This is a genomic window from Colwellia sp. 5_MG-2023 (genome assembly GCF_030547795.1).
Classification (GTDB): Bacteria; Pseudomonadota; Gammaproteobacteria; order Enterobacterales; family Alteromonadaceae; genus Colwellia.
Window position 1 is genome coordinate 81,098 of sequence record NZ_JAUOPW010000002.1, and the last position, 16,524, is coordinate 97,621.

Genomic DNA, 16,524 nt, shown 5'->3' on the forward strand with positions numbered 1-16,524 from the left:
TCTTTACCTAAAAATTTTCGTCACTATTTTGTTGTTTATCCCACAGCAGTCTAGAATCAAAGCTATTGGCTGCGATCATGGTAAAAATTACCGTTAAGGTAAAGTAATTTATTGCTGGTCCTGCTGCAATTGTCGTTATAAACCCTAATTCGACCACAGCCACTAGTAAGGCAACGACAAAGACATCCAGCATTGACCAAGGGCCCAAAAACTCTAACAGATGATAAAATTTACTGTGTTTATCTGGTCGTAATCTTATCCCAGTATGTGCACGGTAAACTAGTACAAACAAACCCGCTATTTTAAGTAATGGTACAATGATACTTGCTGTAAAAATAATGATAGCGATAGGGTACAAGCCATGATCAATAAACTGTCCAATACCTGAAAGTATCGTTGATGGCTCACCAATACCTAAAGAATATATAATCATAATAGGGTAAAGGTTTGCAGGAATAAAAGCTATTAATGCTGCAATACTCCACGCTAAAGTATATTGTAAACTGCGAGAGTTCCGTTGATAAAACATCCCTTTACAACGTACACATTGTATTTTTTCATCACTAGCGGCATCACCAAGTACGTTAACTTTATGGCATTGAGGACAAAGAGCAAGATTGTTGTTTTTTGCAGTATTAATCAACAAATTCATCCTCTAATTTTTGCCAAATATAATCTTGATCTAATGTCGACGCAGCCATTGTTGAACTAATCAGCCACAAAATAAAAGCCAGTAATCCCATGTTAATAGATAACTCAGTATCGTCGAGTAATTTATACATAGACACAACGATACCAAGCATAAATACATTGAGCATTGCCCAATTATCTAAGTGATGAAACGCACGAAAAAAATACAATAATGAAGGTTTTAACTTATTATATTTGAAGCTATAGGTAATATAAAAAGATCCTAATAAACGAATAGTAGGCACAGCAATAGCAAACAAAAAGACTAACGTTGCAATCATAAAGAAGCCTCGGTCTATCAGGGCAATAATACAATCAAGTAGTGATGCATGATGATACTGACCCGCTAATGTGACTCCCATAAGAGGAAGTAGTACAGCAGGTATTAACAACAAAAGACCGGCCATTGACCAATAAAAGCTCCGTTCAATTGAATTTACTTTTCGTTCAGCCATTGTGCTACCACAACGCGTGCACTTAACTATTTGGCCTTGTTTTAATTGCGGCTTTTCATATAGCGCATCACACAATTGGCAAGCTATTAGTTGCTTAGTATCGATATTATTGCTCAAGTGTCTCACCTAGTTATATCACCAATCATAGCAATTATTTTATGTGATAAAACAAAAAAGCAGCAATAAATGCTGCTTTTTTTCAGAGTATTAGTACATTACTAATAAAATATTTTAGCTTATTTAAGAGAAGACATGTACTTCACTAGCTCTTCAATATCGCTTTCTGATAGTTTTATTGCAATATTACGCATCATGTTATTTCTATCGTTACTACGACTACCTTCTCTAAAGGTTAGTAATTGCTTTTTCAAGTAATCTGCATTTTGACCCGCAATAGCAGGAAAACCAGCTTGTGCCATACCTTTACCTTCAATACCATGACAAGCGATACAGGCTGTAACACCCTTTTCAACATCACCACCAAAATAGAGTTTTTTACCTTTAGCACTTGTCTCACCAGTACCATCACTCATTGTTTGAACGGCAAAGTATGCAGCTAAATCATCCATATCTGTTGAACTTAAGCCCGCAACCATACCCGCCATTACAGGATCAACACGTGCACCTGATTTAAAATCAGCTAACTGTTTAGCTAAATAATTAGCACTTTGACCTGCAAGTTTAGGATAAATTGCTATCGCACTATTACCATCAGTACCATGACAAGCAACACACATTCCTGACTTTTCTTGTCCTGCTTTCACATCACCAGCATAAATAGCTTTAGCAGAGGTTGAAGTTACAACTTCTACGTTACCTGCTGCAGTTGGTGCTACAGCAGATGTATCCGTTGTTGCTGCAGCAGCTGCTTTACCACTACGTGGTTGACTTGAAAAGTATGCAGCTAAGTCAGCCATATCTTGCTCAGATAGATTAACAGCCATTGGTGCCATCATCATATCCGTTCTGGTGCCAGCCTTAAAGTCAGTTAATTGTTTAACTATGTAAGGAGCTTTTTGTCCAGCAAGGTTTGGATAAATAGGCGCTATACTGATACCGGTAGCACCATGACATGTGGCACAGATAGCTGATTTACCTTTACCTGCTTCAGCATCGCCTTCTACAGCCATTGCTGTATTGAGCATACTCGCTCCTAACAAAAGTGAAAATAATATTTTTTTCATTGAATTGCTCTCTGCTTGTCGTTAACTAAACTTTTAATGTTAAATTATGATTGAGTTTATTTTTACAATAAATCTTAAAAAGTGACGGCATTTTACACTAATCTATCCTGTGTGTAACACCATCTGATAAAAATTCCTTGAAAAAACGTACTATTTAGCATATTTGTTCATCATTTTTATAAGAATAACGTTATAATAGTGTCAGATTTTTTATTAAGAGTTAAGTCCTTGTCTTCTACCACTATACATTTAAGCAAAGCTACCTTTACCATCAGTGCGCCAGATATTCGAAGATTACCTGAAGATAGTGGTATTGAAGTTGCTTTTGCAGGCCGCTCAAATGCAGGCAAATCAAGCGCATTAAATACGCTAACTAATCAAAAAGGTTTAGCACGAATCAGTAAAACCCCTGGTCGTACTCAACTGATTAACGTTTTTGAAATTGGCGACAATAAACGTTTAATTGATTTACCCGGTTACGGTTTTGCTAAAGTCCCTTTAGAAATGAAGAAGAAATGGCAAAAAGCATTGGGCGAATATTTAGAAAAACGCGAAAGCCTTAAAGGCCTAGTTGTACTAATGGATATACGCCATCCATTAAAAGACTTAGATATGGACTTAATTCAGTGGGCTGCTGATAGCGACTTACCTGTTTTAGCTTTGTTAACTAAAAGTGATAAATTGTCTCAAGGTAAGCGTAGTGCTGAAGTGCTAAAAGTAAAAAAAGCCTTAGCACCACTAAATGCTGATATTAAGGTTCAAGCATTTTCATCATTAAAACGTACCGGTGAAGAACAAGCAAATAGTATTATTTGCGATTGGTTTCTTGAAGAGCCAGAAGAATAAACTAACCTAAAAAATTAGCTATTATCGATATTGATAAATAATTGTTCTAATAATTTGGGGAGTAAATCATTATCTTCTAAAAACTGAATACCAACACTCACAACACCTTGATCGTTTCGACTATTACATACCCGAGCTGATATTTTTATTTCAGCTCCTGTTTGATCTTGTAAACAAACAAATATTTTCCGTTGATTCACATTAGTCGCCAAGCTAGTACTCTTAAATAAAAAACAACAGCCTTTAAGAGATATATCCGCGATAGCGCCAAGTATTTTCATTTCTTTATTAATATTATCTTCTTCGATCATAATAGCTGCAGGAATATGAATACTTGTTCTTTGCTGCACTCTTAACTGACGATTTTCTATCTTGTTAGGGTAAGCGATAAATAAGAGTTTTTCAGGAAACGTTGAAATGTTTTTAATCACTGACTTAAAAGCACAGCACTCTCCTTTGTCACCTTCTAATAGGTAACGCACAATAACAACATTGCCCTCAACCAACACATCTTTATATTGCGAAGTACTAATGACTTTCGGGTATTTCAATAAAATATATTTACCAAATTCATAACCGACTAAAGTCAATTTCAAACGAACAGATACAGGGTGGTTTATTTGCAAATCCATAGTTTTACCTGGCTGCAATTCAAATATTTGAGGCTTACTATTTATATTGAGACCTGACATAGTATCTTGTACACATATTCTTAAAGTATCTAAAAAATAATATAATCAATAAAATCATAATATACAATAAGTAAGTGAGTGCTAATTAGTTAGGGATACAGGCAGGTATTTGATATTCAATTAAATACTGTTGTCATATTTTAGACAAAAAAAACCAGTAGCAAGGCTACTGGTATATGTAAGCTATGGGGAAGCTAGAATAAAATTATTACAATAAGTGTCCGCTAGGAACATAAATTATTATAGAGTATCCACTCTATAAATGTAAAGTATTAATAGTATAAATACTCTATTTTTATTTGTATAAATTTAATACAAAATAGTTATGCTATCTGCGCTGCCATAACTGAATTTTATTGCGCCCTACGCACAAACATTAGGCTCTTAGGCATTAGCTAAGGAGAATGATTGCACGCTGAATAGTTCTTCCGTAGAATCTGCCACGCGGTTATATTAGCCGCATACATAATGTTTTAATCTCAGGGCGGGGCGAAATTCCCCACCGGCGGTAACTTACAAAAAATCACTCCTGATTTATTTTAAGATAGCCCGCGAGCGCTCTTATTCGTTTTATTTAGTGATAAGAGGTCAGCAGATCTGGTGTAATTCCAGAGCCGACGGTTATAGTCCGGATGAGAGAGTTTAAGACAATCCACTTTTTTAACCATCAGTTGGTGCGCTTGCTCGCATGATTACTGAGGGTTAGACGAATCGTTTGTTTACAGAAAATTATTTCTGTATCTCTTTGCGCCCTGATTCTGGTAACTAAAAGAGGAAATTTACCATGAGTCAGTCACTACTTAGTCAATTTGGCACATCCCATGAAAGGGTTGAGTCTGCAATCTCCGCACTTCAATCCGGTAAAGGTTTGTTGTTAGTAGACGATGAAGATCGAGAAAACGAAGGCGATCTTATTTTTTCAACTCAACATCTCACTCAACAACAAATGGCGATGATGATCCGTGAATGTAGCGGTATAGTTTGCTTAGTTTTAGAGCAGGATGATGTCAAGCAACTGAAGCTACCGCAAATGGTATTAAATAATACCAGCCGTAATAAAACCGCATATACAGTTTCAATTGAAGCAAAACAAGGTGTTACAACAGGCGTGTCGGCAGCTGATAGAGTTCGAACTATTCAAACAGCCGCCGATCCAGATAGTACTGCGGATGATCTGAATACTCCTGGTCATGTATTCCCTCTACTTGCTGATTCAGCGGGTGTTCTTGCTAGAAGAGGCCATACAGAAGGGACTATTGATCTAATTAAACTGTCAGGATTACATTCGAAAGGAGTTTTATGTGAATTAACTAATGAAGATGGAACAATGGCAAGGTTACCTGAAATATGTCAGTTTGCTTTAAAACATGAAATGATAGTTTTGAGTATTGAAGACATAGTTAACTATCGTAATGTGCTTTTGAATATGGCTAGCTAGATCTTTTAAAGCCACTTTAAACAGTGGCTTTATCCTTTGTATCACAATGAAAATAACATAACTAATTGAGCTAAAATAAATTTATACTTAATACATTAATTTATACAATCTAACTCAAGCAATACCCATCAAATTATCAACTACAGCAAAGATTTATATATAGAGCTGAACACTACCGCCAATATTCTTATAATAGCTGTCTTTAAATGAATAAAAAGGTTTATGACTTCAACGGTAAATAAACTTTCGCTTGTAAGCCGCCCGTCTCTTTATTAGATAATTCAACTCTTCCGCCATGTGTATCAACAATACGTTTAATAATCGCTAACCCCAAACCACTTCCTTCTGTACCACGAGCTTTATCCCCTTGCGTAAATGGCTGGAATAAACGATCAATATCACTATCTGGAATTCCTTCACCTTCATCACTTACTATAAAATACGCATAACTTTTATCATGTCCGGTAATAACTTCAATATCACCTTGAGTATAGCGAAGTGCATTTTGAACTAAATTTGCTAACGCGCGTTTAATGGCGACATGACGTAATGGTATTTCAGGACAATCATTAGCAGTAAAAACAATGTGTCGATCGGCTGGTGTTTCAACATTTAATACTTCAGCGACTAAAAGATTTAAATCACCTAGCTCCGCCTTATCTTTAGAGCCATGGCGAAGATAATCAATAAATTGATCGATAATATTATTCATATCATCAATATCATTTTCAATACCTTCTTTGAGAAAATCATCAAGCTCCGACATCATTTCTGTTGCCAACCTAATTCGGGTTAACGGTGTACGTAGATCGTGAGAAATACCAGCCATCAATAAGTTACGATCGTTCTCTAATTGTTTGATTCCTTTAGACATATGATTAAAGGCTTGCGTTACAGCCATAATCTCTGTAGTACCATGCTCGGTTAACGGCTCAGGAAAATTACCTCGACCAACTTCTACAGCCGCTCTTTGTAGTGACTTTAGAGGTCTATTAAGTTGCCTTACAAATACCCAGCCACCTGCGACACTGAGTACGCCAATAATACCGAGAAAAAAGACCAGTGGAGAAAAGTTAGCTTCTTCTAACCCCATTAATGGAATTTTAACCCATAGGTTAGGAGCTTGAGGTGGACGAATCCAAAATAGATATTCGTCCCCTTGAGATATTCTTACTTCAGCAGGACCACCGAGTAATGCTGACATTTGCTCACTGCGATAAGGGTAATAACCAGCAGATGCTAAGCCTAATCTTAACGCATCTTCTTCCCGGTAAACCCCTATGCCCGTTTCATGATGAAAAGCTTCAGCCATTTTAGGGCTTAGACTTGCATCATTCAAATCGATAAACACAACCCGAATTTGTTTCGCTAATAACTGATTTATTTGCTGTTGATTAGGCTCTATTACATACAAGGCAAAAGAGATATAAGAAACAACTTGGTTTATAAATAATAAAAAGCCAATTAATAAAACAGTTTGGCCAAAAGCGCTACGGGGCAATACCTTCATGAAAAACCTTCAATGCGCAACTAAAATCTCACTTACAACAACTAGCCTTTAGTATGTGGCTATAAAAATACTAAGCTGACGTACCATCAGGCACGAAAACATAACCTAAACCCCAAACTGTTTGTAAATATCTCGGTTTAGCTGGATCTTGCTCTAACATACGACGTAATCGTGACACTTGCACATCAATACTACGTTCAAGTGCTGAGTAATCACGTCCACGCGCTAAATTCATTAATTTATCACGAGATAATGGTTCTCTTGGGTGGGTAACCAAAGCCTTCAATACCGCAAATTCACCACTTGTTAATGGCATACTAACATCACCTTTTACCATTTCACGAGTGGCTAGGTTGAGCTCATATTCTCCAAAAACAATATTATTTTCAGCCATAGAAGGAGCACCTGGCGCTTCTTGTATTCTACGACGTAATACCGCTTTGATTCTGGCTAAGAGCTCTCTCGGATTAAAGGGCTTGGGCATGTAATCATCAGCACCAATTTCTAAACCAATAATGCGATCAACCTCATCACCTTTTGCCGTAAGCATGACAATTGGAATATTATTATTCTGTTGACGTAAACGACGACAAATTGATAAACCATCTTCACCTGGTAGCATTAAATCTAACACTAACAAATGAAAATTCTCTCGCTCAAGCAATCTATCCATCTGTTCAGAATTAGCAGCACTACGAACAACATAGCCCTGTTCAACTAAATAACGTTCCAATAATGAGCGCAAGCGCATATCATCATCGACCACTAAAATTTTTTGGGTTTCTTGGGACATTTTATTCTCACAAAAATATTTGCTTTCTATTAAAATGACTATAAGCGATATAGCAACAAATTAAAAAGAAGGATTAGTAAATGTTTCAGGGCATTTGTTACAATTTATGACTATGTTGAAACCACTTCAAACCAGTCTCTGGTTTTTTATTCTTTTAGTCATTATTGTAAGTAATTGATTGCCTGCGCAGAAACACATTGAGTAAAACTTTTTTGGCGTTCACTTCGAGATAAAGATTTGATAGTTTTTTCCACTAACGCCATTTTCTGTTGCCGTTCAACATCAGGTAAATGTGCCAATTGTTCATGAAAACAACCCAAAAGCCCAAAATTCAAAGCGACTTCAGACTGCATATTATCTTCATTAAGACACAGCACTAACTTCTCTGCTAAGCGATTTTTATCCATATTTAAAATAAGATCATTAAGTTTATAATTAACCGGCTCAACTTTACGTGCTTGATTACAGGCATATAACATATCAGCTACCGCCACAATTGGCATTAATTGTTGATGCTGCTCGCTAAAGGTGTCCTTTAACCAAGTATTATGCTCGGCTACAGCGTTTTTTTCTGCTACATCATCTTGCTCTGCCTTAGCCGAAAAAATAATTGAAAACAGTAATATATATAAAATAAATGGTGATATTTTCATTCGTAAATTTAGTTTACCTTGCCAATGTGAATATTAGTATACCGCTTCTATTTGAAGATGCTAGTTTCGAATAATGGATTATTACTTATTGCTATATTTAACGCTTTCAATACATAAAAAATGATTCACTTTTCTCTTTAAAGCAAAAAATTAACGTTTTATTTACATAATAATGCAATTTTTAAAGCATAATTTTAATTTTTGTCGTATATTCAACATTGTAGAGATTAACGTATGTCATCGCTCACGTTAAGCCCTACAAATTTTATTAGGAAAGCTAAAAAAGTGAAATAAATGAGCCTTGGCTGCACTTTTAAAACACTATGAATAAACTAGGATGAAAATTATGAATGCAGAAGAAATAATTGAACAAATGACGCAAATGACTTTACTTTACGGTCCAAAATTATTGGGCGCTATCGCGGTATGGATCATCGGTGGATGGATAGTAAAAGGTATTGGTGGCGCATTTAAAAGCACATTAAGCAAAAGTAAAACTGATCCATCATTAATACCTTTCTTAACAGGTATTGTTAATGGCCTGCTAAAAGTAATGTTAGTTATCACTGTCCTGGGCATGTTAGGCATAGAAATGACTTCGTTTATTGCTATTCTTGGTGCTGCTGGTTTAGCTGTGGGTATGGCATTATCTGGTACATTACAGAACTTTGCTGGTGGTGTGATGATTCTTATCTTCAAGCCATTTAAAGTGGGTGACTTTATCGAAGCTCAAGGTTATTCTGGCTCTGTATCTGAAATACAAATTTTTAATACTATTATGAAAACCCCTGATAATAAAACAATTATTATCCCTAATGGTGGTTTATCAACTTCATCAATGATTAACTATTCAACAGAAGAAAAAAGACGTGTTGATTGGACTATTGGTATTGCTTATGGTGATGACGTAGATAAAGCCAAAGAAGTAATCAAGAGATTATGTGATGAAGATTCACGTATATTAAAAGATCCTGCTGTATTTATTGCTGTTTCAGCATTAGCAGACAGCTCTGTTAACTTTGCTGTTAGAGCATGGGTTAATGCGCCTGACTATTGGGGCGTACACTTTGAATTAAATGAAAAAGTATATAAAACTTTTGAAAGCGAAGGGCTAAATATTCCTTACCCACAAATGGATGTTCACATTCATAAAAATGATTAATAGATAACTAATATAGCGACGAACAACACTATATAAAATAATTATCTACAACCTGCTTAAAAGAGCTATACCATTAATTTGGCTAGCTCTTTTTTTTATTGTGAAAACTGCCAGCTAAGCAGCAAAGATAATTGAAGAGCAATATTGACGATCATAAATACTGCTCTACATAAAAATATCCACAAATGCTGATTTGCATATGATACTGGTGGCATTATGACGAATGTTGAATTAAAAGGTCGTTTAGTAAAACTGACAAATAAAAAACAATAAAAGCTAGCCAAATTAACTATCTGCGATTAAAGCTAAAACTCGCCTCTTTAATCACTTTACCTGACTCATCAACTGGTGTCGTAAAGAACTCAACATTAAGTTTGTCCTTATCATTATCAAGCGTGATGTGCGCGTATCCCCAAACAAAGCTTTTCGACCATAATAATTCATACTCGGGATAACGCTTTTCTTGTTGCTCGGCAAACGGGGTATGTTTACCACGCATTTTAGAAGCTGCACCACTAATGATTAAGGGTAGTGGCTCCATAGTTTTATCAGTATATTTTGAACAGTCATCAGTTAAAAGTTCTAAGTCATGCTCATGACCTGCAATATATGCATCAGCATTTTTACATAATGTTGGTAAAAGTAGTTCGCGCAAAACATGACCTTCACTATACTTTGTGCCACCAATCGACCAAAGAATATGGTGCCCATATACCACCTTCCACTTAGCGCTTGATTTCTCTAATCCTTCTTTTAACCACTGAAGTTGTACTTTGTCTTCGCCATTAACAGGGCTCTCATGTGGCTCTGCGATATCGAATTCACCTAATCCTTTAGCTTTAGCTTCTGCCATACTCATTTCACTGCCATCAGGCTTTAATGGAATTTCAAAAATAGGATTCGCAGCTAATAGCATATTGGTATCTAAAACAAAAAACTCAACATCATTACCTGGCGTGCCCATTTTGTATTGATAATAACCCTTTTCATCTAAATGGAAATTAGCCTGTTCCTCCATCCACTCAGTTTGAAGCGCAACACCTTTACGTGATGTTTTCCAATCATGATTACCTAGAGCTGAATAAATTATCATTTCTGGATTTTCATCAATTAATGGCTGTAAAGGTTTTAAAATAAGATCATTCATACGTTTTTGATCGTCTTTACCATCATCAGCATCAGCGCCATCAGGGTAGATATTATCACCAAGCTGAATGGCAAAATCACACTTTCGAGTTCTACAAGTTTCAGTCATTGCTTTACCCACGGCTAATGCACCACCAAGCTCCGTTGTTATTTCAGTATTCGGATAAACATATAAAGGGGCGTGGTCAAATTCTGCTAGCGGACGGTAGTCTTCCAACCAATCGTCTCTTTCTTTGGCAATAAACTCTGCTTTATTTCTTGGATTTTTAATATGCTTAATTTTCGGATAGTCATGATGATAACCACCATCACCAAAGGCTAAGAATGAAATATTTTGATTTTGGTTAGCCTTATCTTCAACGCTATTATTTTGTATATTAACTTCTGATAAATTAGTACGGCTTTCAGCGCAACCGACGATTAATGAACCCGTCATTACTGTTATCGCCAATGCTTTAGTAAGCTTTACATTTCTTATACACGTTTTTCTAACGAAATAAGTGATTCTATTTAACATATGTATGCCTTTCGATTATAAAATATAATAGCCGAGCGCTAATACTCGGCTATTATGGATAACGGTTGTTTTAAAAGTGTTTTTAAATTAAAGCGATGAAATAGTGATACCCAATTCAAAGGTACGGCCATATTGCTCATATTGATAATTATATTGTTTCGCACCATGGTAAATATACATTGGTTCATCTGTTAAATTTGAGGCATTAAAGTAAAATTGAACGGTATCAGAGAAATAATATTTGCTGCTAAAATCCACTTGTGTATGCGCGGCTTCATATACGGCAACATCATTTTCATTGAATTGAAATGTTTTACTTTTATAACTCGTACTTAAACGTGTACTAATTTTGTTATTTTCATAACCCAGCGTAATATTCCCGATAACATCTGACTGATTTGGTAAAGCATCATCAGCGTCAACCAGAGTACCATTAGCACCCAATAAAAGACCTGAATCAAAGCTCTTATTCCATGCTAGCTCCAACCCAATTAATGAAGCTTCTCCACCATTAATTGGCTGAATGACTTCTTCAAATCCATCCCAACTACCATTGTCTTCAACTTCACTTAATACAATAAAGTTACCAATATCTTTATAAAAAACACCTGCAGAAATTACCCCTATATTTTCTGGATAATATTCAATCGATGCGTCAATATTTTGTGACTCATAAGGCGCTAAATCAGGGTTACCTACTTCTGCTTTGCGTTCTATTTCAGTTACGCCATCCTCTTCCGTAATTTCAGTTTCAATTAATTGATACGCAGCTGAATCACCAAACGTTGGGCGCGCAATAGTCTGAGTATAAGCAAAACGTGCAATTAAGTTATCACGTATGCTGTACTTAACGTTCAAACTCGGTAGTAAATAATCATAATCTTTTGATACATTCCATGTTTCAATATTTGGAATTTCAGTATCGTTAACGTCATCAACCACTAATTCAACCCGGTTACCTGTCGTTTCAAAATCAGTACTTTCATAACGTAACCCTGTCACTATTTGCCATTTTTCAATATCCAAAGTCATCATGGCATATAACGCAAAAACATCTTCGCTACTCGTATATGAGTTAGCACGTGTTTCGATGTCAGATTCAGTTTGATTCAGTGCGAAACTACTTCTATTGGCTTTAACATAATCTTGTATACTTTGTTGAGATAGGCCTGGACCAAAATCACCTAGGCTGTAATCAACTGTACCACTGTTAAAGTTTTCAGCCGTTATATCACCAAAATCACCATCGTAAAGTATTGAGTTAGCACTTTTCTCTTTTTCACGACTGCGATATTTACCACCCAACTTGAAAGCACCATTATTATTTTGCCAAACAAAGTCTTTCGTTAGATCTAGACCTATACTAACTTCTTCATCTTCTGAGTTGTTATTTTCATAAACAACTTCATCCATTTCAAAAATATTTAAATCATGAGCATTAGCGGATTGTGTTAATACTGGGCTATCATTTGAAGTGGTATAACCCAAATCAATATCTTCACCAACAAACGTGACATCCATTCTATCGGGTTCATTTTCACTCGATTTTGAATAACCTAATTGATACTCAACTAACCAGTCATTTAGTTGATTTTCACCGCCAGCAACCATTGAAAGGATTTCTTGCGTTTCATATCGATCTTTAGTGTCTCGCTCTAATTCAGCATTACTGTATTGCGCAGAATTACTTGTGTATGAATTCAAAACCCCTTTATCGAGCTTAAATTCTTTACGTAGTCGATATTCATTATCCGAGAACTCACTATAAAAGCTGCGTAGGTAATATTTGTCTGTGGCTGAGGCGTATAAATCAAGATTTAATGCTGCACCAAAACGTTCACGCTCAATAGTATAAGAACGCTGCTCTATTTCTTCTGCACCAAATATTTCTATATCGTCACCATTAATATCTTCAACTTCAATGATATTCCAGCCACCATCAGTTTCACTGTTTTCAGAGCCAAAAGAACGTTTGAACCATGATAATGCACCAGCAACACCTAGCTGCATACCATCATTAAGTTGATAAACATCAGAATAACTTCCAGAAAGTTTAGGGCTCGCCTCACTGACTTGCTCATTGTATGAGCCTTGAGCTGTTAAGCTATAATATTGACCTTCACGATCAAATGCGCTTAAACTTTTTACTTCAATTGAGCCACCAACAGCATTAGCATCCATGTCTGGTGTTACTGTTTTACTAACTTCTAAGCTAGCAATTAATTCACTAGGAATGACATCCATAGCAACACTACGTACACCTGCTTCAGGTGACGGTACATTTAAACCATTAATGGTGACATTATTTAAATTAGGATCAATTCCTCGAATAGCAACAAAACGACCTTCTCCTTGGTCACGCTGAATTGATAAACCCGGTAAACGTTGTAATGCTTCAGCAGCATTTTGATCAGGTAATTGGCCAATACCATCAGAGCTCACAACTGATAGTTGGCGATTTGCATTTTTCTTTCGGTTTAATGCACCAGCTTGACCAGCACGTTGACCATAAACAATCATATTATCTATATTACTGTCCGTTGCACCAATAATATAATTTTGACTTGCTGCTTGTTCTGCCGTTATCGTTAGTGTTTTTCGTATCTCTGCTGTACCAAGATAATTAATCACTAAAGTATACTGACCTTCAGGTAAGTTAGAAAATTTGAATGAACCATCACGCTTACTTACCGTGGATAAGTTTAATTCTTCAATTTTTATTGAGGCACCTTCAAAATAAACACTGTTCTTAGCATCAGTAATACGGCCTGAAAAATCAGTTTCAGCGAAGACTGAGCCTGAAGAAATCGCCATAGTACTCGCTAATACAGTACTTAATATTGCTTTATTAAGGGTGGATAATTGGAATTTTTTATTGGTATATTTCATGTTTTTTGTCTCATGGTTATAGTGTTATTTTTTGATGTGCTACTTTTTAATGACGCTACGGTAAACAAAAAAAATGACATAAATATTTCACTCAACTTTTAAAACAAGCGAACCCACAAAATATCGCGAATTTTCTCCTATTTCTTAATGAAAAAATAACAAAATGAGCTGAAATGACCCCCATCAGTATTTAAGAAAATCGAGTTCTACTTACTAAACGAAAAGTACATCATCACAAGAACGACTTAAATACCCTTATTTTCATGCCATAAACATAATAACGGTCATAAAAGTGTCACTTGTTTGAGCTAAAATGACCCTACTCTGGTTAAAAGTAGATATATTTGTGTACACAATCACTTCATCACAACTCATAAAGCACTAAGATTATGAACTTAGATTTGTTTAGCTTTCATCGTTACTTGTTCATTGTCTTGCTTTTGGCTATTGCTAGCGTTGCCACATTTACTTTTCAACTAGGTGAACTAAAAGCATATGCCAACATTGATTTTTTTGATGTACTTGGCGAGGGAGGTATAACCTTAATAACACTTGTTTGGGTGTTTTTTATATTAATTAGTCGTCCATCAGGAAAGGTTACTAACTTACTTTTCACCGGATTAACACTCACCCATATCTCGATGTTACTCGACTTTCTTGATGAATTTTTACTTTATCCTGAAGATAATACTTGGCTAACAACTATTGAATCACTGCCAGCGCCTATTGGTATGCTAATTATGTCTATCGCACTATACCAATGGCACCTAGAACAAGTAAGCATTAACACACAACTGCGAAAAACTGAGCGGTATTATCGCGACCACAGCCTGACTGATTTTGTTACCGGTTTATACAGCGCTAAATATATGAAAACGCAATTGCAGCGCGAAATAGTGAACGCAAAAAATGTAAATTTCAATGACTACAACCTAGATAAAAATGCGCAAAAGCAAATGCTCACATTCACTTTAATGCTTATTGATATCCGTCAATTTGATCAATTTAATCGTAAACATGGTGATAACCAAGGCAATATATTGTTACGTGAAATTGCACAAATTATTCTCATGAACTTACGAGATAATGACTTAGCCTGTAGATATGCAAGTGATTGTTTTATTGTATTAATGCCAAATACTGACACGAAAACTGCTGAGCAAGTTGCTCATCATATTGAAAAATCTATTGAGCACTTAGCCTTTAAAGTCGGCTCCTCTACTACAGCTAATTATCAGCATGTCGCTAGTTGTGTGATGAGCTTTAATGGTAAGGAAGATCACCTAACGACTTTAGAGCAGTTGAACGAGCGTATGAGAATAACTAAACAAAGATTACACCAGCAACAGCTAATTAAGGAAGATGTAGTAACTCAACGAGATAACGCTGCAACCCAAAATACTATAATTGGTTTAGACCCGGTTCAATTAAAACAACAGACCAATAAGTGTATGGTTAATTAATGAAAACTTTCGACCGAGATGATGATGTTATTCTCTGTCGTCAATTTGTGGTAGCTTTAGTTGATTTAGCCAAACAAAGCGGCGTACACCCTGATAGAGTCTTAAAAGGTACTCAGTGCTTCTATTCAGATTTAACGATGAGTAACACACTAATTTCAACGAAAGAATTTCTTACTATTATCGACAATGCTGTAAAATTGACCAAACGTGACGATTTAAGTTTTATTTTAGGGCGTAAATATTTTTCCAGCCAATTGGGCGCTTTGTCTCAAGCTTTACTCAACTGTAAAAACATTGCTCACATGATAAAGCTGTGTCAGTTATTCCAATTTCAACTATTCCCCTTTTTATTTTTTACACTGATTAAAAGTCGTAGAAACAACGAAATAAAAACACATTTACTACTCAATAGCGCTATCGGTTCTTTAACCGATAACCAAGAACGTTTTCTTTATGAATTTGTATTGAGTGCCTGTACGGGCGCACTAAAGTATCGTTTCGGAGAATCAATTCCAGTCACCATCCGATTACCTTATGAAACAGTTGAGCATATAGAGCAATATCATGTAAATATTGGCAGTAAACCTTATTTCAACCAACCACTTGCCATGTTAAGTATCGATGATAAATGGCTTTATCATTCTATTGATGACTGTAGTTTATCATTAAAAAAACTTGCTATAACCGAAGTAAAAAACAATCAAAAAAATAAGGTATATATAGGTTTTACACAAGCTGTATGTCAGTTTATCCATAGTAATTTAACTTATAATACATGCAAGTCGTGTAGTGCTACTACAGATATTAGTTTACAAAGCTGCGCACAATACTTTTCAGTGAGTCCTGCTACATTAAAGCGTAAACTTGCTCAACATCACACCAATTTCCAACAATTACTAGATAAGATGCGCCGCCAACATGCTGTATTTGCAATAATAGAAAACCAGCAAAGTAATGAGTGCATTGCCTCAAGCTTAAAGTTTAATGACATACCAAACTTTAGAAGAGCTTTTAAACGCTGGACCGGGTTAACGCCTAGTGCTTTTAGAGAAAATGAACAATATTCGCTGTTAACATAAACGTTAG

14 protein-coding genes and 1 riboswitch are annotated in these 16,524 nt (G+C 35.7%); of the genes, 5 read left to right on the top strand and 9 right to left on the bottom strand.

Annotated features, from left to right (window positions below):
- Nucleotides 1-7: 7 nt before the first annotated feature.
- The 3 genes from Q4496_RS01935 to Q4496_RS17980 form a co-directional block, all read right to left on the bottom strand.
- On the bottom strand, nt 8-646 hold the full coding sequence (locus Q4496_RS01935) for a paraquat-inducible protein A (protein ID WP_215971847.1): 639 nt from the start codon (nt 644-646) through the stop codon (nt 8-10).
- Nucleotides 636-1,262 carry a paraquat-inducible protein A gene (locus Q4496_RS01940; RefSeq protein WP_215971846.1) on the bottom strand — a complete coding sequence of 209 codons (627 nt, stop codon included), beginning with the start codon at nt 1,260-1,262 and terminating at the stop codon, nt 636-638. Before Q4496_RS01940 ends, Q4496_RS01935 begins: the two co-directional genes overlap by 11 nt.
- A 119-nt stretch (nt 1,263-1,381) precedes the next feature.
- Nucleotides 1,382-2,290 carry a cytochrome c gene (locus Q4496_RS17980; protein WP_252727352.1) on the bottom strand — a complete coding sequence of 303 codons (909 nt, stop codon included), beginning with the start codon at nt 2,288-2,290 and terminating at the stop codon, nt 1,382-1,384.
- Nucleotides 2,291-2,557: 267 nt separating this feature from the next.
- Here Q4496_RS17980 and yihA point away from each other — a divergent pair, with 267 nt between their 5' ends.
- Nucleotides 2,558-3,175, top strand: coding sequence for a ribosome biogenesis GTP-binding protein YihA/YsxC (gene yihA / locus Q4496_RS01955; RefSeq protein WP_215971844.1), 618 nt, complete (start codon nt 2,558-2,560; stop codon nt 3,173-3,175).
- A gap of 14 nt (nt 3,176-3,189) precedes the next feature.
- Here the strand turns inward: yihA and Q4496_RS01960 are convergent, their stop codons facing one another.
- Complete coding sequence (locus Q4496_RS01960) at nt 3,190-3,867, bottom strand: flagellar brake protein (RefSeq protein WP_215971843.1); 678 nt, start codon at nt 3,865-3,867, stop codon at nt 3,190-3,192.
- Nucleotides 3,868-4,338: 471 nt separating this feature from the next.
- Nucleotides 4,339-4,515: riboswitch (FMN riboswitch) on the top strand.
- Nucleotides 4,516-4,651: 136 nt separating this feature from the next.
- Here Q4496_RS01960 and ribB point away from each other — a divergent pair.
- Entirely contained in the window at nt 4,652-5,305 is a 654-nt protein-coding gene (gene ribB, locus Q4496_RS01965; protein ID WP_303609845.1) for a 3,4-dihydroxy-2-butanone-4-phosphate synthase, read from the top strand.
- A 220-nt stretch (nt 5,306-5,525) separates the two neighbouring features.
- On the opposite strand, the gene envZ is transcribed toward ribB, so the two are convergent.
- From envZ to Q4496_RS01980, 3 genes are all read right to left on the bottom strand, one after another.
- On the bottom strand, nt 5,526-6,815 hold the full coding sequence (gene envZ, locus Q4496_RS01970; protein WP_215971841.1) for a two-component system sensor histidine kinase EnvZ: 1,290 nt from the start codon (nt 6,813-6,815) through the stop codon (nt 5,526-5,528).
- Nucleotides 6,816-6,885: 70 nt separating this feature from the next.
- Nucleotides 6,886-7,608, bottom strand: a complete 723-nt coding sequence (gene ompR, locus Q4496_RS01975; RefSeq protein ID WP_215971840.1) for a two-component system response regulator OmpR — start codon at nt 7,606-7,608, stop codon at nt 6,886-6,888.
- Nucleotides 7,609-7,769: 161 nt separating this feature from the next.
- Entirely contained in the window at nt 7,770-8,261 is a 492-nt protein-coding gene (locus Q4496_RS01980; protein ID WP_303609846.1) for a hypothetical protein, read from the bottom strand.
- A gap of 346 nt (nt 8,262-8,607) precedes the next feature.
- Here Q4496_RS01980 and Q4496_RS01985 point away from each other — a divergent pair, with 346 nt between their 5' ends.
- Nucleotides 8,608-9,423 (top strand): mechanosensitive ion channel family protein, encoded by an 816-nt coding sequence (locus Q4496_RS01985; protein WP_252727350.1) that lies wholly within the window; start codon nt 8,608-8,610, stop codon nt 9,421-9,423.
- A gap of 289 nt (nt 9,424-9,712) precedes the next feature.
- Here Q4496_RS01985 and Q4496_RS01990 read toward each other — a convergent pair whose 3' ends face one another.
- Nucleotides 9,713-11,086 (bottom strand): metallophosphoesterase, encoded by a 1,374-nt coding sequence (locus tag Q4496_RS01990; protein WP_303601193.1) that lies wholly within the window; start codon nt 11,084-11,086, stop codon nt 9,713-9,715.
- A gap of 87 nt (nt 11,087-11,173) precedes the next feature.
- On the bottom strand, nt 11,174-13,900 hold the full coding sequence (locus Q4496_RS01995) for a TonB-dependent receptor (RefSeq protein WP_215971903.1): 2,727 nt from the start codon (nt 13,898-13,900) through the stop codon (nt 11,174-11,176).
- A 464-nt stretch (nt 13,901-14,364) separates the two neighbouring features.
- Here Q4496_RS01995 and Q4496_RS02000 point away from each other — a divergent pair, with 464 nt between their 5' ends.
- Nucleotides 14,365-15,438: a diguanylate cyclase gene (locus tag Q4496_RS02000; RefSeq protein WP_303609847.1), complete on the top strand. Its 1,074-nt coding sequence runs from the start codon at nt 14,365-14,367 to the stop codon at nt 15,436-15,438.
- Nucleotides 15,438-16,517: an AraC family transcriptional regulator gene (locus Q4496_RS02005; RefSeq protein ID WP_215971835.1), complete on the top strand. Its 1,080-nt coding sequence runs from the start codon at nt 15,438-15,440 to the stop codon at nt 16,515-16,517. Before Q4496_RS02000 ends, Q4496_RS02005 begins: the two co-directional genes overlap by 1 nt.
- Nucleotides 16,518-16,524: the final 7 nt, after the last annotated feature.